16 protein-coding genes and 6 pseudogenes are annotated in these 18,337 nt (G+C 68.0%); 14 read left to right on the top strand and 8 right to left on the bottom strand.

What is annotated here, in order from left to right:
* Nucleotides 1–209, bottom strand: a pseudogene (locus tag ACWGJ5_RS44650) (LOG family protein); the annotation flags it as partial.
* Between the two features lie 135 nt (nucleotides 210–344).
* Here ACWGJ5_RS44650 and ACWGJ5_RS44645 point away from each other — a divergent pair.
* Nucleotides 345–826: pseudogene (locus tag ACWGJ5_RS44645) on the top strand (alcohol dehydrogenase catalytic domain-containing protein); the annotation flags it as partial.
* A gap of 167 nt (nucleotides 827–993) precedes the next feature.
* Here the strand turns inward: ACWGJ5_RS44645 and ACWGJ5_RS44640 are convergent.
* Complete coding sequence (locus ACWGJ5_RS44640) at nucleotides 994–1,158, bottom strand: hypothetical protein (protein ID WP_453315335.1); 165 nt, start codon at nucleotides 1,156–1,158, stop codon at nucleotides 994–996.
* Between ACWGJ5_RS44640 and ACWGJ5_RS44635 the strand changes: the two are divergent.
* Nucleotides 1,133–3,117 (top strand): annotated as a pseudogene (locus ACWGJ5_RS44635) (SpoIIE family protein phosphatase). The gene ACWGJ5_RS44640 and the pseudogene ACWGJ5_RS44635 overlap by 26 nt on opposite strands.
* 437 nt (nucleotides 3,118–3,554) lie before the next feature.
* Here ACWGJ5_RS44635 and msrA read toward each other — a convergent pair.
* Nucleotides 3,555–4,055, bottom strand: a complete 501-nt coding sequence (gene msrA, locus ACWGJ5_RS44630; protein WP_453315332.1) for a peptide-methionine (S)-S-oxide reductase MsrA — start codon at nucleotides 4,053–4,055, stop codon at nucleotides 3,555–3,557.
* A gap of 153 nt (nucleotides 4,056–4,208) precedes the next feature.
* Here msrA and ACWGJ5_RS44625 point away from each other — a divergent pair.
* Nucleotides 4,209–4,499 (top strand): annotated as a pseudogene (locus ACWGJ5_RS44625) (hypothetical protein); the annotation flags it as partial.
* Nucleotides 4,500–4,526: 27 nt separating this feature from the next.
* On the opposite strand, the pseudogene ACWGJ5_RS44620 reads toward ACWGJ5_RS44625, so the two are convergent.
* Nucleotides 4,527–4,694, bottom strand: a pseudogene (locus tag ACWGJ5_RS44620) (transposase); the annotation flags it as partial.
* Here ACWGJ5_RS44620 and ACWGJ5_RS44615 point away from each other — a divergent pair.
* The 8 genes and pseudogenes from ACWGJ5_RS44615 to ACWGJ5_RS44580 form a co-directional block, all read left to right on the top strand.
* A pseudogene (locus tag ACWGJ5_RS44615) lies at nucleotides 4,688–4,918 on the top strand (FAD-dependent oxidoreductase); the annotation flags it as partial. The pseudogenes ACWGJ5_RS44620 and ACWGJ5_RS44615 sit on opposite strands and share 7 nt — an antisense overlap.
* 178 nt (nucleotides 4,919–5,096) lie before the next feature.
* Nucleotides 5,097–5,768 (top strand): TetR/AcrR family transcriptional regulator, encoded by a 672-nt coding sequence (locus ACWGJ5_RS44610; RefSeq protein WP_453315334.1) that lies wholly within the window; start codon nucleotides 5,097–5,099, stop codon nucleotides 5,766–5,768.
* Nucleotides 5,713–6,375 carry a transposase gene (locus ACWGJ5_RS44605; RefSeq protein ID WP_453315331.1) on the top strand — a complete coding sequence of 221 codons (663 nt, stop codon included), beginning with the start codon at nucleotides 5,713–5,715 and terminating at the stop codon, nucleotides 6,373–6,375. The genes ACWGJ5_RS44610 and ACWGJ5_RS44605 overlap by 56 nt, the downstream gene beginning before the upstream one ends.
* Before the next feature lie 210 nt (nucleotides 6,376–6,585).
* Nucleotides 6,586–8,616, top strand: a complete 2,031-nt coding sequence (locus ACWGJ5_RS44600) for a BTAD domain-containing putative transcriptional regulator (RefSeq protein ID WP_453315330.1) — start codon at nucleotides 6,586–6,588, stop codon at nucleotides 8,614–8,616.
* Nucleotides 8,617–8,788: 172 nt separating this feature from the next.
* Nucleotides 8,789–9,250, top strand: coding sequence for a DUF5709 domain-containing protein (locus ACWGJ5_RS44595; protein WP_453315329.1), 462 nt, complete (start codon nucleotides 8,789–8,791; stop codon nucleotides 9,248–9,250).
* Between the two features lie 406 nt (nucleotides 9,251–9,656).
* On the top strand, nucleotides 9,657–10,259 hold the full coding sequence (locus ACWGJ5_RS44590; protein WP_453315333.1) for a sigma-70 family RNA polymerase sigma factor: 603 nt from the start codon (nucleotides 9,657–9,659) through the stop codon (nucleotides 10,257–10,259).
* Nucleotides 10,260–10,635: 376 nt separating this feature from the next.
* Nucleotides 10,636–11,217, top strand: a complete 582-nt coding sequence (locus ACWGJ5_RS44585; protein WP_453315328.1) for a sigma-70 family RNA polymerase sigma factor — start codon at nucleotides 10,636–10,638, stop codon at nucleotides 11,215–11,217.
* A gap of 209 nt (nucleotides 11,218–11,426) precedes the next feature.
* Nucleotides 11,427–12,026 carry a molybdopterin-dependent oxidoreductase gene (locus ACWGJ5_RS44580; protein WP_453315327.1) on the top strand — a complete coding sequence of 200 codons (600 nt, stop codon included), beginning with the start codon at nucleotides 11,427–11,429 and terminating at the stop codon, nucleotides 12,024–12,026.
* A 78-nt stretch (nucleotides 12,027–12,104) separates the two neighbouring features.
* Here the strand turns inward: ACWGJ5_RS44580 and ACWGJ5_RS44575 are convergent, their stop codons facing one another.
* Nucleotides 12,105–12,569, bottom strand: coding sequence for a DUF417 family protein (locus tag ACWGJ5_RS44575; protein ID WP_453315326.1), 465 nt, complete (start codon nucleotides 12,567–12,569; stop codon nucleotides 12,105–12,107).
* Nucleotides 12,570–13,893: 1,324 nt separating this feature from the next.
* Here ACWGJ5_RS44575 and ACWGJ5_RS44570 point away from each other — a divergent pair.
* From ACWGJ5_RS44570 to ACWGJ5_RS44560, 3 genes are all read left to right on the top strand, one after another.
* Entirely contained in the window at nucleotides 13,894–14,538 is a 645-nt protein-coding gene (locus tag ACWGJ5_RS44570) for an RraA family protein (RefSeq protein WP_453315325.1), read from the top strand.
* A 485-nt stretch (nucleotides 14,539–15,023) separates the two neighbouring features.
* Nucleotides 15,024–15,494, top strand: coding sequence for a peptide-methionine (R)-S-oxide reductase MsrB (msrB, locus tag ACWGJ5_RS44565; protein ID WP_453315324.1), 471 nt, complete (start codon nucleotides 15,024–15,026; stop codon nucleotides 15,492–15,494).
* 153 nt (nucleotides 15,495–15,647) lie between these two features.
* Nucleotides 15,648–15,977: a hypothetical protein gene (locus tag ACWGJ5_RS44560; RefSeq protein WP_453315323.1), complete on the top strand. Its 330-nt coding sequence runs from the start codon at nucleotides 15,648–15,650 to the stop codon at nucleotides 15,975–15,977.
* A 5-nt stretch (nucleotides 15,978–15,982) separates the two neighbouring features.
* Here ACWGJ5_RS44560 and ACWGJ5_RS44555 read toward each other — a convergent pair whose 3' ends face one another.
* From ACWGJ5_RS44555 to ACWGJ5_RS44545, 3 genes are read right to left on the bottom strand one after another with little or no spacing between them, the layout of a single operon-like run.
* The gene (locus tag ACWGJ5_RS44555; protein WP_453315322.1) at nucleotides 15,983–16,294 is read right to left on the bottom strand and encodes a DUF6510 family protein; all 312 of its coding nucleotides are present in this window, start codon (nucleotides 16,292–16,294) and stop codon (nucleotides 15,983–15,985) included.
* Nucleotides 16,295–16,307: 13 nt separating this feature from the next.
* On the bottom strand, nucleotides 16,308–17,051 hold the full coding sequence (locus ACWGJ5_RS44550) for a ferredoxin reductase (RefSeq protein ID WP_453315321.1): 744 nt from the start codon (nucleotides 17,049–17,051) through the stop codon (nucleotides 16,308–16,310).
* Complete coding sequence (locus tag ACWGJ5_RS44545) at nucleotides 17,021–17,620, bottom strand: sulfite oxidase-like oxidoreductase (protein WP_453315320.1); 600 nt, start codon at nucleotides 17,618–17,620, stop codon at nucleotides 17,021–17,023. The genes ACWGJ5_RS44550 and ACWGJ5_RS44545 overlap by 31 nt, the downstream gene beginning before the upstream one ends.
* Nucleotides 17,621–18,337: the final 717 nt, after the last annotated feature.

The raw sequence follows: 18,337 nt of genomic DNA, 5'->3' as shown, positions 1-18,337 counted from the left end.
GAGTGCCCTGGCGGCCGTGTCGGCGACGAAGACCAGCTCTCCAAGGGGCACCGGCAGGAACCCCTGCTCGTCCATTCGCCGGAGCTGGAGTATCAACCGGCGTGAATGCCCGCCGTGTTCAGCAGCACCACCGGCTCGTCGTACGGGCCGTGCTTTCTCAGCTCCAGGACGTCGGCCGCTTCGTCCAGCGTGCCTACGCCGCCGGGCATCCTGAGAAGGTCGACCGGATTGCCTCTGCACCTATCTGATGAGCGCCGATCCTTCGCGCCGCGTTACCGGGATTTCGCTGTTGCGTCTGTTCCTCGACGCCCTCGCGCCTCACCCCTGTCGATCAGAGGAGCCGGATGAAGGGGATTGTGGTGACGGACCAGGCCGCGGGAACGGCCGGGATGACGCTCGTGGAGCGGCCCGAGCCGCTGGCAGCGCTGAACGACGTCGTTGCTCAGGTGCATGCGCCGGGATGTACGCCGGGTGAGCTGACGTGGTTCTCGACCTGGACCGATCGCTTCGGCCGCGACCGGACGCCGTCGATTCCCGGGCAATAGCCGGCCGGAGTCGTCAGCGCTCTCGGCTATGGCACGACGGGGCTGTCGGTGGGCCGGCGGGTGTTCGGCCTCGCGGACGGGCATCGGGGCGGCACCCTGGCGGAGTATGTGGCGATCGAGGCGCGTGACTTCGCGCCGATGCTGGCCGACGTCGACTGTACGGTGGGCGCGGCCCTGCCGATGCCGGGCCCGACCGCTGCCAGGGGCTGTCCGAGCACGGCCGCCTTCAGGCGGGGCAGAGCGTCCTCGTGCACGGCGCCGTCTGCGCAGTCGGGTCGATGGTTCGCGGGCGTCGCGATCGCACTTGCTCCACCCGGCGAATCGCCAATGCCGCAGGACGCCGAGCACGCGATGGAACTCGCTCGCACCTTCCGCCGGTCGGCCGACACGGAGTACGCCCGCGCCGCTGCGAAGAGCCTGCGCGGATCCATCTCGTCGACGAGCGACTTCAGCCGGCCCACGCCCCGTACGTCATCCTGCCCCTCTTCGCCTCGCCGACGCAGGTGTCGTGCTCAGCCGCGAGGTCCTCGCCGGCGCGGCGGGCCGGATAATGTTGTTGCAGGACGACGAGGTCATATCGCTCGACGATGGTCAGGGAGCGGCGCATGGACACCTCGGACGAACTCCTTCGGAAGGCTGCACCGTCGGCTCTTTTGACCCTGGACGGCGTCATCCGCTCCCTCAACGCCGCGATGGCCACCGCACTGGGCAGGCCGTTGGAACAGTGCGTGGGTCATGGCTTTGTTGATCTACTCTCCGAGGAGCAGCGCATTCCGGCGGAGAGCCTGCTGACGTACGGGGCCACGCCGATGATGCTTGCGATGCGTGTGCTGGAATTCCCCGGCTCAAGCACCGCATCTGTGGTCTGCCTCGTCGAGGCGCAACCGGTGACGGATCCCCCGAGCGGCGAGCGGCTTGTGTGGGTGCATTCGTTGGACGCGAGGCACGACCTCGGTGGTCTGCTGATCCCATTCCAGCTTGCGGCGAAGGATGCCGGCCTCGGCCTCTGGATGTGTTCCCCCGATGAACACCAGGTGGAGTGGCTGGGTGGCGCGCCCACCGTGGCCACGCTCTTCCCACAGGGTTCGGTGGTGCCCCTGTCCAAGGTGATCAGGCGAGTGCACCCTGATGACCGGAAGGACGTGCAGCGGCTTGTGCGCTCGTCCGCCGCCCAGTCCCCGTGGATCAGGTCGCGGTTCCGCACCGAGCACGATGGCTGGCGTGTCCTCGCAGGTCAGACCCGCCGGATCCAGTTGGGATACGGCGGGCCCGAACGGGTCTTCGCGGTGATCCGTGACGACACCCAGTCGGAGGCGCACCGCCAGGAGATGCTGGCCGAGGTGAGCGCGGAGCGGGAGCGTGCCGACGGGATCACCGCGTTCTCCTCCGCCCTGTTCACCGTCGCCACCGAGCAGGAACTGCAGCAGGTTGTCCTGGCCCGGCTCGCCGCGGCCGTCGGAGGTTCCGGCGCCCTCTTCGCCGTCGTCGACGATGGTCGATTGCGGGTCTCCTCGGATGCCGGGATCCCCACGTGGGAGGTTGATGCTCTGCTCGGCCTGTCGCTGGATGAGGACCGGCCGTTGCCCTACGTGATCCGTACCGGTCAGGCGCAGTTCTTCCGCAACCACGAGGAGCTTGCTCGCCGGTGGCTGGATGATGACGGTCTGTCCCTGCCGCACCCCGTCCCCGGCACCGCCCTTTCGATCACCCCCCTCAGCCCGGTGGGCGACCGGCCGCTCGGGGCCTGGGCGGTGACGTACGACGGTGAGCACCCTCCGTCCCCAGAGAAGCTCGCCTTCATGACGACTCTGGCCGAATTGGCAGGCCAGGCCCTGAAGGCCATCAGGTTGCAACAAGCCCACGTCGAGCTGTCCATGGCGCTCCAAGAGAGCATGCTCCCGACGCTGCCGGAGCACCTCCCAGGCCTGGAGATCGCCGCCCGCTATCTGCCCAGCCGGGATGGGCTGGACATCGGCGGAGACTGGTATGACGCGTTCTTCCTACCCGACGGTGCGGTCGCACTGGAAATCGGCGGTGCTCAAGGACACGACGTGGATGCCGCGGTCTTCATGGGCCAGGTGCGCTCGTCCATGCGTGCGATCGCCGCCCACGAGCCCGAGCCGGGAACGGTGCTGACGCGTACCAACGAGTTGCTCGTCGTGATGCACCGCCACGCTTCGCAAGCTGCACCCTGCTGCACCTCGATCCGCGTGACGGACAGGTCATCGGCACCAGCGCAGGCCATGTGCCACTGCTCCACGCACGCGACGACGGCAGCCACACCATCCGCACGCTTCCCGCCGGGCCGGTCCTGGGCATCGTGCCTGGCACGGAGTACCCAGAGGAGACCTTCACTTTGGAAGAGGGCACCGCGCTGGTCATGGTCACCGATGGTGTGGTCGAAGGGCCGCGCCTGACCCTGGACGTCGGACTGGAGCGAGCGGGAGCGCTGGCCGGTCGAGCCCTCCAGGATCGGCTCGGCGTCGAGGCGACCGCGGACCGGATACTCGACGCGGTGGCTGCGGTGGATCACCTCGACGACGTGGCTGTGCTGGTCATCCGAAGCGTATGAGACGCGATGCGCTTCCGTGGGAGGGAAGCCGCCCTCCGGCCCGAAACGTCAGGTGCCCAAGCCTGTCTCACCCCTCCAGGGCGAAGCCGGCGAGCGCTCGGCGAGTTGCCGGGATGCTTCGAGCGGCCAGCCCGGCCCCGAGGTCCCAGAACCGGAGGCCGACGATCCTGCCCTCGTCCACAACGAGCAGAAGCGGCCGTCGTCGTCCACGGACCATGTGCCCCCTGTCTTGATGTCCAGCCGCACGCGGGGAAGGACGTTGGCCTCGTGCGGAGGGCGTCCGGGACCGACAGCGCTGCTGCCGCACAGCTCGTGCGCGACCCCGGCACCTCCGCTCCCTGCCGGCCTTGTTCCTCACGGCTGGGCCACTGGGTCAGCCAGACCCTGCCGGCGCTCGAGGCGACGCGCCGCCGAGGCAACCGCGTCATGCCACGGTTTTAAGAGACCTTGGGCAGCCGCCATTCCGGGCGGATGCGGTGGCAGGTGTACCCGTACGGATAGCGCTGCAGATAGTCCTGGTGCTCTGGCTCGGCCTCCCAGAAGGCACCGGCGGGCGTCACCTCCGTGACGACCTTCCTCGGCCACAGGCCGGAGGCGTCGACCTCCGCGATCGTGGCGTCTGCGACGCGCCGCTGCTGATCATCGAGATAGAAGATGGCCGACCGGTAACTCAAGCCGACGTCGTTGCCTTGCCGGTTCAGCGTGGTGGGGTCATGCACCTGGAAGAAGAACTCGAGGAGCGCCCGGTAGTCTGTCCGCGCCGGGTCGTAGGTGATCTCGATGGCCTCCGCGTGGCTGCCGTGGTTGCGGTAGGTCGGGTTCGCCGTCTCGCCCCCCGTATAGCCGACACGCGTCGAGACCACGCCGTCCAGCGCCCGAAACAGCTCCTGCATGCCCCAGAAGCACCCGCCTGCCAGTATTGCTCTCTGCTGTGCCATGACGTGTTGCCCTCCTGCTGATTCCGCCGTCCGGATACAACGGGCCGAACGCATGGACCCGCGCTCTTTCGACCTGGCCGTGTCCGGCCGGCACCGTGCGCTGCGGCTCGGGGCGCCGCGACAGCGGCCGTGCAGCGCCCACAGTGGTTAGCTGCACGGCCCGCGGACTCCTTACGCCCTTTGCGGCCCTGTCCGAAATCCAGCGGAGCAGGCTCAGACGGGAGGGCGTCGGAGGTGGGACTACGTCCTGTGCGCGGAGACGGCGGGCACCCTGCGGTGATCCGCGTGGACATCGCCCACCTGCCCAGTGGAGCAACCCCCCAAGCCGGTCGGGCTGTGGTGGTCTGGCACCGACGCGCCACCTACATCGGCCGCCTCTGGCAGGCATACCTGCGGCGCTTCGACATCGAGCACACCTTCCGCCTGTTCAAACAGACCCTCGGCTTGGCCCCCGAAGATCCGAAGCGGCCGACCGATGCAGGGCAGCAGAGCCCGCCAGGCGCAGCCGCTGGCCAGCACGTAGATGATGGCCGCGAACAGCGTCTCATCAGGTGTGTCCTGCGTCCCGCCGGCCTGTGGGCACACCTTCGACGGCGGGACCAGCGGCTTCGCGATCTCCCGCAGCCTGTCCGGGGGCAAAGGTCACCCTCGCCGACGGCAAGGAGTTCGAGGCCGGGGCCCTGCTCGTGGCCGTCGGCCGCAGTGCCGGTCTCCCAGGGTCTGGGCTACGAGGAGGCCGGAGTTGCCTCGGATTGCGGCAACGTTCTCGTCGACGAGTACATACGCACCAACGTCCCCACCATCTCCGCCGTCGGTGAACCTGATCCCCACGCTTCCAGCTCGCGCACGTCGGCTTCGCCGAGGTCAGGTGAGAGGGCCCGTCCGGGACTGGCTCGACGCGGGGAGAGCACCCCCGCCGCGGCTCCTCGCTGCCGCCGGTCCTGTGCCCCTGGCCCCGGAGGAGGGGGCGGGGGCCATTAAAAAAGGACTTTAACGTCCTTTCTGGCTCCTGTTGGCGTTCGCACTGGTAATTTGACCAATGTGGCGGAACATGCGCGCGACAAGAACAACTCCCGGCTGACTGAGCGTGGGCGGGCGACTCGAGAGCGCATTTTGAGGGCCGCCGCTGACATGATGTACGTCAAGGGCGTCTCTTCCACGACCCTCGACGAGATCAGGGCGGCAAGCGGCACGAGCAAATCCCAGCTCTACCGTCACTACCCTGACAAGGATGCGCTGGTGCGCGACGTTGTCGCGTTGCAGGCCGCGGAAGTGCTCGAACGTCAGCACCAGCAACTGCAGCGGCTCAGCTCTCTCCGCGGGCTGGAGCGCTGGCGCGACGCACTGATCGAACGCAACGCGCTCCGAAACGGAGCGTACGGCTGCCCGCTCGGCTCCCTTGCAAGCGAGCTGGCCGATCAGGACGAAGAGGCGCGTAAGGCGATCGCCCGGCACTTCGACACCTGGGAGGGCCTGCTCGAGGCCGGGCTCGAGCGAATGAAGGACTCCGGAGTCCTCCGCGCAGACGCGGACGCGGGAGAGCTCGCGACCAGCCTCATGGCCGCCCTTCAAGGCGGCTACCTCCTTGCTCAGACGGCCCAGGACGTCAAACCCATGAGGATCGCTCTGGACATGGCGATCGGCCACGTCAAGGCGTATGTCGTGCTTGCCGAGGACGGCGATCCGCCGGCCGGGGCACGGGAGGACGCTTAGAGGGCATCTCCGGCGGGCCGGACGGACCGGCCACGGAACGGCGGCTCGGGTTCACGACCTGCGGGAGATCGGCAGCGCCATCCCCTGCGTCAACCGCACCGGCACCCCGTGGGAGTACGTGTCGCACGACTTCCCGCCCTGCAGGTCCGTGTACGACTACTACGCCAAGTGGGAGATCGACGGCACCGCGCGGCCGGTCTACGACCCGTTACGAGACAAGACCCGCCGGGCCCACGGCCGCAGTGCAGAGCCGACTGCGGCCGTGGGCGACGCGCAGAGCGTGAAGACCTTGGCTAACGCCGCCGAGGCCGGCCAGGGCACCGACGCCGGCAAGAAGGCCGAAGGACGCAAACGGCACCTGATCGCAGATGGCCGCGTCCTGGCCGTTCTGGTCACTGCCGCGTCTGTACACCACACGACCGGCGCAAGCTGCTGCTGGACGACCTGGCCGTGGCGCAGCCCAGCGTGTCCAAGCCGTTTGGGTGAGGTGGCGCCGAGAAGCCCTGGTCTGGCGCCGCAGGTGATTGCGTCGCGGTTTCCGTGCCGGACTGGACTTCGCCGTCTCCCGGCCGGCGGAGGCGGCCCGGGCGGGGATGGGGCGGCGTGAGGATGCCTTCGTCCGCACGCTCTGTGCCCGCATGTAACCCAAGCCGCCGGCCGGGAAGGGCGGCCCTCTGCGCAAGAGGCAGGTCCCCTCCGTACAGACGGGACCATTTAGTCCTGAAAATTCGCCGATCTGCTGTACGTTTGGGAGAGCGGTCCCTTGCGGACAGCCAAGCAGTCAAGTCTCACAAGGATCTTCAGGGCGGTAGGCACTATGCATGCAGGTGTCCAGTTCTCAGTGCTCGGCCCGGTCCGGCTCCACAGGCAGGGGAGTGAGGCCGGAGCTGGTCAGCCGAGGCAGTGCGCCGTGCTCGCTTCGCTGTTGCTCAGGGCGGGCAAGCCCGTAAGTCTCTCGAAGCTGGTGGACGACGTGTGGGGCGACGAGGCCCCACCGTCGGCCGTAGGCTCCGTGCGCACGTACGTTTACAGGCTCAGGCAGGCACTGGGGGAGCAGAGTGACAGCTCCGTGAGCCTGGTCGACGGGGGCTACCTGCTGCACATCCAACCGGACGCTCTGGACCTGAACAGATTCAAGGAGACGGTGGCAAGGGCGAGGGAGGCGCGTAGCACCGGCGACCTGGAGTCTGCGGCGAGCCTGCTGACCGAGGGCCTCGAGATGTGGAAAGGAGTGGCCCTCGCCGGGGTACCGGGGCCGTTCGCGGACCAGCAGCGCTGCGTCCTCGGCGAGATGCGCCTCGCCTGTGCGGAGGAGCAGCTCGCCTGCGAAGTGGACAGAGGGCACTACGCCGAGGCCGCCGCGGAACTGTCCGCTCTGCTTGTCGAGCACCCGCTTCGAGAGCGCCTATGCGGCCTCCTCATGACTGCGCTCTACGGCGCCGGCCGGCAGTCCGAGGCGCTGACGATCTACCACACGACCAGTCACCTGCTGCGTCAACGCCTCGGCGTCAGCCCGTCCCCGGAACTGCAGCAAGTGCACGAGCGCATCCTCTCCGGGCTCCTCCAGCTCCCGCAAACCGCCGACCGCCCGAAGGGCGCGCTAGAGACGCCCCCGCCGCACGCCCCGGCTCAGCTCCCGGCCGCCCTGCCGAGCCTCGTCGGCCGTGAGAGAGAGCAGGAGCAGGTCGAGCGCTTGGCCGCCGATGCTGAGGCGTCGTCCTCTGTGGCCATCTGCACGGTCGGCGGACTGGCCGGCGTCGGCAAGTCGGCTTTCGCCACCACCGTCGCGCACCGTCTGGCTGACCGCTTCCCGGACGGCCAGCTCTTTGCAGACCTGCAGGGAGCCGGACCGGAGGCCGAGCCCCGGGACCCCGCGCAGGTGCTCGAGGACTTCCTGCAGTCGTTGGGGGTCCGCGTCGAGGACATGCCCGAGACCGCGCAGGCACGGGGGCTCATGTTCCGCGGCTTGCTGGCCAACCGCCGAGTGCTCGTCCTGCTCGACAACGCATGGAACACGGACCAGATAAAGCATCTCCTCCCCGGAGGCCCCGGCTCCATGGTCCTTGTCACCAGCCGCATACAACTGCACGCGCTCGTCGCTGCCTACCAGGCACTTCCCCTGACACTCATGCCCCTGAGCCAGACGGACGCACGCAGCCTCCTCGCGCGCCGACTCGGCGCGGCGAGGACAGCAGCTGAACCAGAGGCCGTCGACCGCATCATCCGGCTGGCCGGGCAGCTCCCCTTGGCCCTGGCCAACGTCGCCGCCCGCGCGGCGTATCGACCCCAGCTGCGTCTGGCGAGCCTGGCCGACGAGTACGAGGCACCGGAGCACAGCACCCTGGACGCCTTCGCGAGCGACGAGGACCAGACGCTCGACGTCCGCGAGTCCATTACCCGCTCGTACCGCCTGCTCGACACCGAGACAGCGGCACTCTTCCGCGACCTGAGCGCCTGTCCGGACCCCAAGTTCGCGGCATCGCAGGTTGCGGACCTGGCCGGACGGCCCGAGCGCCGGGTCCGCCAGGCCTTGTCGCGCCTCACCCAAGCGCACCTCGTCGCGGAGATCGGCCCGGGCCGGTACAGCTGGAACCGGCTCGTGGCCGCCTACGCAGGGGAGCAGGCGGGGCAGAGGTTCCTCGACCAGGGCAAGCCGGCCCGTTCCTGGGGCGAGCAGGGGCCGGCATCCATGTCGTTGTCACAGGCACCCTGCGGAGACGTTGCCACGGCCAGTGGTCGGGACCGAGCAGTTCCCGAAGGGGCGCACGCCCTACCGGGCGGCACCGTTCCAGGAGACGGGAGGAACAACGAGGCCAGGGCTGGTCCAAGCTCCTCGGGGCAGCCCTGAGCCCCAGGGACGTCTTCACCACTCGCCTGGAGCCGATGGCCGGCCGCCCAGGTGACTATGCCGGGTAGACGCCTCGTCGACATCGGGCCGCTTGAATGGCGTTCTCCCGCCGGTCCGTCACCGAGGCGCCGGTACCGAGAGGTCGCGGGGATCCGATGGCTTGGAGGCCGTGATGACTTCACCCGACAATGTCCCGCCCTACGAAGACCTGGCCGACTCGAACCCCCTGCGTTCGCAGGAGGAGTACGACGAGGACGAACTGGGAGAGGATGTCCTGGACCGGGGGTACTCACCCGCCGATACGCCCCACGCCGTGAACGACTGGGGCGTCATTGCGAGGGAGGGCGCCTCCCACGAGGATCTCGCGCATCGGCTGAGGCGCGAGGTGCCGGAAGTCAGTGCTTCGGACGAGGGCGACGGGCTGGGCGACACGATCGGCACGGACGGAGAGGTCATCGACGATCAGGTCGGCTACGAGCGCGCCGGACGCCTCCTCGGTTGGGACACGGACGTTCTCTCCGCAGGCTACGACGGCGACGACTACTGGGCGCGGGACGTGGGCATCGACAACGGTGCCGCTTCCGCCGAGGAGGCGGCTGTCCATGTGGTGCCTGACACCCAAGAGGACTCCTGAGCACGCCGTCCTCCGGCCCGGCCACGGCACACGGGCGAGTCCGAGCTGCCCAAACCGAAGGGGCGATGAGCGGGGGAGGACTTCCTGTCCCTCCGTAGCGGGCCCGGCAGGTTGTATGTCGGCCCGCCCAGGACGGGCGCATCCACGGAAGTCCCGCCGTCGCCGGGACGGTATACGCCCTTCCCGCACTTTCGGCCCGGCCACGGCCGCCAGGTCAGACGCGTCAAGCAGCCTCGGTAGGCGTTGCGGCCGGTCGGACCCACCCGCTGTACCCAGACCGGTCGCCAGGCCCGCTGAGGAAGAGCCGGGCCGGGTGCCAACCCCCGGACGGTCCGAAGCGGGCTGACACCGCACGCCGGGCGCAGCCGGCGCGGTCTGGGCGTTGAGAGAGGAAGCGACCGTGAAAATGATGCATTTCCCACCGGAACCGGGCACCAGCAGCCAGCGGGGGAGCCCCGCCGAGCGCCGTGCGAGATTCGAAGAGGAAGCCCTCCCGCATCGTCGCACCCTCTACGCCGCCGCCTGGCGCATGACCCGCCACGCAGCAGACGCTGAAGACCTGCTCCAGGAAGCGTACGCGCGCGCGTATGCATCGTTCGACCGGTTTCGACCCGGCACGAACTTCGCGGCCTGGATGAAGAAGATCATGGTCAATCAGTACATATCCACCCGCCGTGGACAGCAGTGCAGACCGCATCTGTGCCTCTTCTCCGAGGTCGACGACGAGCAGCTGGCGCGTCTTGGCCCCCATGCTTCCGGAGCGCCGAAGTCGGCCGAGGCAGAAGCGCTGGAGCGCATCGTGAATCCCGACCTCCAAGCAGCCTTCCGCCAGATCTCCCCGCCGCGCCGCCTCGCCGTGTACCTCGCAGACGTCGAGGGTCTCTCCTACCGCGAGATCGCGGAAACGATGGGGACCCCTGTGGGCACCGTGATGTCGCGCATCCACAGGGGGCGGGGGCAACTGCGTTGGCTGCTGCAGCAGCGCACGTCCGGGCTGCACACCGCGTGACCGCCCGCCACCGGCGTGGAGGGTCGCGGGCCCGCGTGGACCGGCCTGATCGCCAGCCGGCCGCGACAGTACGGGAAGGCACGCCCCGCGACGCGCGAGTTGCTCGTTGAAATACGTCGAAAACCCCCGTCCGTGAAATCTCGGGATGCGCGCACGGCGAAAGAAAAACAGCGACTTCGCGTAGACGGCCTGTAGATGAGTCTCGTGATTTGCTTGTCCGCACGAGATGATATGAGGATTGAAGGCCATGCACTCTGCGAATGTCAGAAGAACGTGCCACTCGGCTCCGGACGGACGTGCCGGAAGCAGTGGCTGCGCCCCGGCCGCACGACCTGCCGAGGGCCGAGGGCAACTCGACCCGGAGTCCGCCGCCTGGGTGGACGTGCTCGAGGACGGCCGTGGGCCGCAGTACGAGCAGGCATGCACGCGGCTGCATGAAATGCTGGTGCGGATTGCCATGGGCGAAGTGTTTCGCCGGGGTCCTCGTTACCGGATTAACGGGCCCGAGCTGAACGACCTCGCCCACCAGGCGGCCGCCGACGCACTGATGAGGATCACACGCAAAATTCGGGAATTTCGAGGCGACGCCAGGTTCACCTCATGGGCGTTCCGATTCGTCGTACTTGAGGTGTCCAGCAAGCTGGGCCGCCATCTCTGGCGTGCTTCAAATGCCCGGGTCGACTTGGACGAATGGGCGCAAGTGCCCGACCACTCCGGTATCGACCCCGTCAGCCACTGGCAGGCGCGAGAGCTGGTCGAAGCTGTGCGTGACGCAATCGAGACACTGAGCGCCCGCCAGCGGCAGGTGTTCACCGCCGTCCTCAACGGAGTCCCCCTGGAAGCGCTGGCCAGTGAGCTGGAGACGAACCGCAACGCGCTCTACAAGACGATGTTCGACGCCCGTAAGAAGCTGCGAGCTCAGCTGATAGCCGGCGGACATCTCAGCGCCGCGGGCTGATGCAGCGGCGACTACGTCGGCGCGGGCAACGCTGACAAAGCGATTCGCACCGCGGCCGCACACGCCCCGGGGGGCCTGGCAGTCGTCCCCCGGGCTGCGCCCTCAGGTAGTCACCTTCCCGAGATGCCGGAGGTAAGAAATCGCTCCGTCCGTGCGCTCACCTACGAAGGGCCCACAGGGGCCACCCCGGACGAACAGGGACGGCGAGCATGGCGTTCATCTCCCGCGGCTTCCACGGTCGACGGCCGTCGGCGGGCACGAAGCTGCCACCTGGACAGTACGAGACGACCGGGTTCCCGGTGCTGTCCGCCGGGCCTACCCCCCGCATCCGGCAGGACGACTGGAAGCTGTCCGTGACCACTGAAGCCGGGAGGCGGCACGTGTGGGACTGGTCAGGCCTGATGGCACTCCCGGCGGAGTCTCCGACGGTCGACCTGCACTGTGTGACGAAGTGGTCGAAGTTCGGCACCGAATGGCAAGGCGTGTCCCTGGACGTTCTCCTCGCGGACGTGGAGACGTCGGCAGAGCACGTTCTCGTCACCTCGTACGGGGGCTACACCACGAACATCCCCCTCGCCGACCTGGTCGACGGCAAAGCGTGGATCGTCTATGGCTACGGGGGCAGCGACCTGGCACCCGAACACGGTGGCCCCGCTCGGCTGCTGGTCCCGCACCTGTACCTGTGGAAGTCCGCGAAGTGGGTGCGCGAGATCGAGCTGAGGCGGAACGACGTGCCCGGCTTCTGGGAGAGCGCCGGCTACCACAACTACGGAGACCCATGGCGAGAACAGCGGTACCAGGGAGACTAGTAGTACTGCAATGGTGCTTGCCGTGACTGATGGCCAGGTCAGTCGTCGGTGTCGTTGTGGCTGGGGAGCCGTGACAGGCTATGGTCGTCGGTTTCTGCTCAGCGAGTCCGCGGCGGTGATCAGCGAAGCACCCAGCAGCACCACGTCCTTGATCAGAAATTGGCCGGCCGGCGAGAGCTTCGGCTCTCGGCCCCGCTGGTGCCACGCCTCCGGAGTGCTGATCAGGAAACTGAGCGTGACGGTGAACATGCCGGCCGCGAGCAGGCTGCCGGCTGCCGCGACTCTGGGCGCCCACCGTCCGGTGGAGATCATCCCGGCGATCGTTATCTCAGTGATCCCGATGGCCCTGGCCAGTCTCGTCTCCCCGAGCTCTCTCAGCGGCCGTCGGAGCAGTGGGCTCGAGACGACCACAGGACGGATGTTCTCCACCTCGTAATCCTCGAACTTGAGCCGTCCGATGCTGGCGAGGTTCAACGCGAGTCCGAATCGGCTCGCCGTGATCCCTCCGGAGTGCAACCTGGCGATAGCGGTGTGCGCGGCCATGGATTCTCCTGTCTTCGCACAGGGGCTGCCCCGACGGCCGGTCCGTGGTGACGTCTGCGCTTCCCGGCGCAGCCGCAGGCCCGAGGCGGACTCTGCCCGAGTGTCGTGTGTGCACCGGCCTCAACCCGTGCCCCTCAACTCGGCGGAGCGGGAGGGACGTTTTCCTGGCACTCCTCCCCATCATGTCAAGGGACTGCGCCGCCGGCATCCCAGGGTCGGCCGGCGCGGCTACAGCGCATCACGGTTACTCGAGGGCAGCCGTTACTCGAGGACAGCTTCGTGGCACGGTGGCCGTTTCGGCTCGTGTCCGCGCCGCAATGGTGCGGTGACCGAATGGAGTTGGCGGACGCGCTCCGAGCGAGCGCTCGCCCACTACCGCGCGCGTCAGGCAGGAGGCACTGCGCCTGAGCGTCGACTTGCCGGTGCGCCGGCGCGGGTTTCAGAGGAACCGGAAATGGGCTCCGCCGCTGGTTTCCGGGAGGCGGAGGCTGTGGACTCGCCGCCCCCGCACCATCCAAGGGGGGACGTAGGAGGCCCCGCGGTCGGAGGGCCTGGAGGAGCAGAATCGGTTGTGGTCGTCGGCGTCGACCGACCGGGCGTCCCCTGTCTGGAATCGCTCCCGGTGCTGAGGGTGCTTGCGTCGGCGCTGTAGCCCTCCGTGGCGCGGTCGCTGCGGAGGAGGCTTCCTGCGCTGAGCGCCGCTGGTAACTGTTCGCCCTACGCTGCCGCGGCGTTTGCAGCGGATAGGCGCGACGGCCCTCGGCCACATCGCCTTGCCCGCACCCGCATCGCGATCACTCAGGCCCACTACCGTCCCGATGCCGGCGCCTACCTTCAGCGACACAAGGAAGCGGGCAAAACCAGCACCGAAGCCATACGCGTACTGCGACGGCGACTCTCCGACGCCGTTTACCGCGCCCTCCACAACGACGCCCACATCGACACTCACCAGGACTTCCTTCGGCAGGCAGCGTGATTGGCATAGCAGCATGAGGACGCAACGTGGCCCCGACAGGACGCCGGGGCGAGAACGGTGGGCAAGACGCCCTGCAAGCCTGTGAACGCGACACTGAAAGGGTGAGTGACAGCAAGAATCCTCACACACAAGGCGCAGTTCTCTGGCATACCTATGCGTCCACCGGCCACCGCGGAGGAGTGCCGGCGGTTCGGGTCCCGGCTGGCGGGCGGAGGCTCTGGCACACAGCATGTAGAAAGCCGTGTCGGGTACGCGCAGCCTTCACGCGGCTCTGGCCCAGTCGAGGTACCTGACGGCGCCCCGGCGGTACGCCGGACAGAGCCCATGGCTCTTTGAGAGAGGAAGCTGATGAAGGACGAGACACCGGCTCAGAAGGCATCCCGCCTGGGGTGCGCCACGCTCGTCGACGCCATGAACCGGGTCCACGGCCACCGAGCGCACATACCCGCCATGTCGAGCCCCGACCCTCTCCGCTATCTCTTCGGGTCTGCAGCCACCATCTCCTTTCTCCCCTACCGCGAGGACCTGGTCGCAGAGGGCCATGACTTCCGGTACTACTTCTACGGAGCACTCGGGAACCCGCCCGGGGCGGGCCAGGTGCTCGTGTTCTCCAGCGGAGGGCACGCCGACGCGTCCCACGGCGGGGGCACAAAGCTTGCCAGGGCAGACAGCACCGGGCTGGCCGGCGTCCTCGCCGACGGCCGGCTACGTGACTTCGGCCAGTTGCGTGGCTACCGATTCGCTACCTGGTGCAGGGGGGAGGCGGTCCGATGGGGCGGCGACACAGTGATGCCCTACGCCTGCGCTGTGGCTGTTGAGATTTCCGGTGTCTGCGTGAGTCCCGGTGACTACATCTACATGGACAGCGCCGGTGGCGTCGTGATTCCCTCCGCCAGCCTGCAACGGGTGCTCGCCATCGCCGAGGACATCTCAGCCGAGGAAGCGGAGGCCGCGAAGGGCATGAGAGGTGAACAGGCGCAGCCAGGTGAGTAGCGGCGCACACCTGCGGGAAGTGGCGGCTGCGGGAGGGCCCCTTGCCATGCCCAACGCATGCGAGAGATCAGCCGAGCAGGACGCCCTCTCCCGGATCCGGTGCGTCCCGTTGGCGCTGCACGAGGTGCCACGCGGTGCCGACGATGGCGATGTCGACTCGCGAAAACCCAGACCGCCAGGTGGTCGGGACCCAGCGTCGCGGTGCACGCGACGACCAGTCCGTCCCCGGTCTGTCGAGGGCGACCTGCAACGCAGCGTCGCTGCTACGGGCCGGGCACGTGCGATGGGGCAGATGGGGCAACTCTTCCTCGTCCTCCCGTCCCGGTCGTGAGGGGAGGGAGGCAGCCGGGCTCGCGACGGGCGGCCGCTGCCGACCACCACTTCAGCGGTCCGCCCCTGCACCCCTGCAACACGGTAAGAGCCGGGGCGATGCATGACGCGAATAGGGCAGAAGAGACACTCCAGCACCCATCTGGGAGGTAGGCATGCCGGAGTACAGCAAGAACCCACAGCGCATCTCACAGCTCACCGAGCAGCAGTACCGCGTGACCCAGCGAGACGAGACGGAGCCCTCGTTCTCCAACGCCTACTGGGACAACAAGGCACCCGGTATCTACGTGGACATCGTGTCCGGGGAGCCCCTCTTCGCCTCGGTCGACAAGTACGACAGCAGGACCGGCTGGCCCAGCTTCACGAGGCCTCTGGAGTCCGGCCACGTCGTCGAGAGGCCCGATAACAGCCACGGCATGGTCCGCGTCGAAGTACGGTCGGCTCAAGGGGACAGCCACCTCGGGCACCTGTTCCCGGACGGGCCCAGCGACCGCGGAGGACTGCGGTACTGCATCAACTCCGCCTCGCTGCGCTTCGTCCCCTTGGAGGATCTGGAGCAGGAGGGCTATGGCCAGTACCTGAGCGTCTTCCAGACGACGGAAGAGGACGCCGCCGAGGGCCGATGACCGGCAACTCAGGGCACGGCCCCGGAGTTCGAACGGCATGGCGGCTCGGCGCCCTGTCTTGCGGCTCGGGGCCCCGCAGGGCCCCAGCCGATACCCGTGCTCCACGGGTCGGAGGCGGCCAACACCAATAGGGCAGACCGAGAGGACCGCACAGTGACCAGGAACATCGACAACCTGCACCCGGAAGACGGCGCCATCGTGCCGCCTGAGCAGATCCCCACCGCTGTCACCGCAGGCCGCCTGGCCTACGGCGATGGCACGACCCAGACCTTCCAACCCGACGGGAGCACCTCCTACTTCGAGGCAGGACGCCAGACGGAGGGCACCTGGTCCGTCGACGAGAATGGGCGCTTCTGCTCCTTCTGGCCGCCCTCCTACCAAGCGTCCTACGATCTGCGCTGGGTGGTGGAAGGGGGAGCAGTCGTCGGCCTTCGGTTCTCCGACCTGAGGAGCGATACCTTCTTCGACGGCCGTTTCCAGTAGGTGGCTCAGTCGGCGCCGACGGGGATCGACAGTACTGTAATGCCGCTCATGTCTAGCCAGACCGTCTCCGGTGCGCGCACCAGACGTAGCATGACTTGTCCACACTGCTGGCAGCGGGCTACCAGTCCCGGTGCCTGGCGGTATACGTGCAGGAGTGCGACGTGCCCTGTGTTGCTGCAGTGCGCGCACTGGCTGGTTGCCGCTGTCAGGTCGACTGCGAAGAGTTCGGCCAGAGGACCGGCCAGCGCGTTGCCGTCGATGTAGCCGCCCTCTGCGTCGGGTGGGATACCAGCGTCTGCCGACGTGCCTGCCGTCATCTCAGTCCTCTCCTCAGCCGAAGCGCTCTGTGCGGACTCGCTCGGCGTCGTGTCCGAGGAGCACCAGGTAGGCAGCTGCCTTCTCGACGAATGCCGTGGGTCCGCAGACGTAGCAGGTGGGCGCGAAGTCCGGTGGCCATCCGTGGCGTACCAGGTCGTCGGGTGTGATGCGGCCCGGGGGGCGCGCGGACTGCTGGGGCGCTTCCCGGGTGTAGATGTGTGTGACGTCGACCCCTGGTGTTCCTTGGCGGATTTCCGGCCCGTACAGCAGCTCGGCCGGCGATCGCAGGGAGTACAGCACCCGGAAGGGAACCCGGCTGCCGGCTGCACGCCGCGAGCGGATCATGCACATCAGCGGCACCAGCCCGGAGCCTCCGGCTACGAGCAGGACCGGTTCTTGCTGCTCCGGCTGCCAGACGAACCAGCCTCCGACCGGTCCCCGCAGTTCCAACTGGTCGCCGGGCATCAGCTCGTCGACCAGGTAGGGAGAGACCTCGCCCTCATCGACGCGCTGCACTGTCAGTTCCAGGCGCGTTCCGTCCGGGGCCGAAGCGATGGAGTAACTGCGTTGTGTGCTGTAGCCGTCTTCCGCGGTCAGCCGGATGTCCACATGCTGGCCCGCCAGATGGCCGGGCCATTCCGGCACCTCCAGCACCAGAGTGACGGCCGTCGCGGACTCAACGCGACGTTCTGTCACCTCGGCGACCCTCCATCGGAGCCGGTCGCCTAGTCTCCTCGATACCGCTGTTCTTGCCACGGGTCTCCGTAATTGTGGTAGCCGGCGCTCTCCCAGAACCCCGGGATGTCGTTCTCCCGCAACTCCAGTCCGTGCACCCACTTCGCGGACTTCCAGAGGTAGAGGTGCGGGACGAGCAGTCGGGCCGGACCGCCATGCTCGGGGGCGAGCGGCCGGCCGTCGTAGCCGTACGCGATCCAGGCCTTGCCGTCCAGAAGATCCTCCAGCGGGAGGTTCGTGGTGTAGCCCCCGTAGGAGGAGACGAGGACGTACTCGGCAGCCGTCTCGACATCGGCGAGCAGGACGTCCAAAGACACCCCCTGCCACCGGGTGCCGAACTTCGACCACTTGGTCACGCAGTGGAGGTCTGCCGTCGGGGTTTCCGACGGCAGCTTCGTGAGGGCGGCCCACTCCCAGTTGTGCCGCCTCCCGGTCTCCGTGGTGACGGACAGCTCCCACTTGTCGGTGCTTATCCCCGGCGTGGGCCCGGCCGAGAGGACTGGAAAGCCCATGGTCTCGTACTGTCCGGGTGGCAGCTTCCTGCCCGCGGGCGGCCGACGGCCGTGGAAACCGCGCGAGATGATCGCCATGCTGGCCGTCCAATCGGCTCGTCGTAAGCAGGGCTAGCGCCCCTAAAAAATATCAGCCACGGGGAACACACGCCTCTTGTCTTCCTTCACTCCCACAGCCCTCAGCCGCACCTCTGGCCTTCGGCGCGACGTCGGTCCAGACATTGCGCAGTCAGTCGAAGTGCCCGGCGGCCGCCAATTGAGCCCGCAGCTTCCTGCGCGCGTCGAAAATGGTCTTGTATCGCGCGTTCGGACTGGGGTCGAGCTCAGAGGCCAACGCTCCCGGATGAACGCCGCGCATGACACGGCCGCGAAGACACGCCGCTGACGTGCACAAAGGCCCGTGTCGATGGCCTCCCATGCGGCCTGGGCAAGTTCCTCGGCCTGCCAGTGGCTTGCCGGGGCGCCGCCCGGGCGGCGGTCGGGGATGCGCCCCACCCGCCTGCCTCGAGATGGACGCCCGGGTTGCGCCACAAGTGACTCAGCTTATTGGAAACCTCGTGCACGACGAACCCATACGCCCATGCGGTGACTCTGGCATCTCCGCCGAACTGGTGGCCTTGTATGTGATCCTCACGCGTCGGCTGTCGCCTGGTGGGCCAAATCGTTGAGTTCTGGTCCGTGCACGCCGTAGCGGGGACGCCGTGCTGGCGACTTTCAGGCACGGGGCGCCCATGTTGGCCGGTCAAGGCGGCGAGCGACACTGGCCCACCTCCCGCCCGGACCCGGAGCCGAGCT

This window comes from Streptomyces sp. NPDC054783 (genome assembly GCF_053611725.1).
The sequence above is the reverse complement of the archived record's forward strand: the minus strand, read 5'-3'. Positions and strand labels throughout refer to the sequence as shown.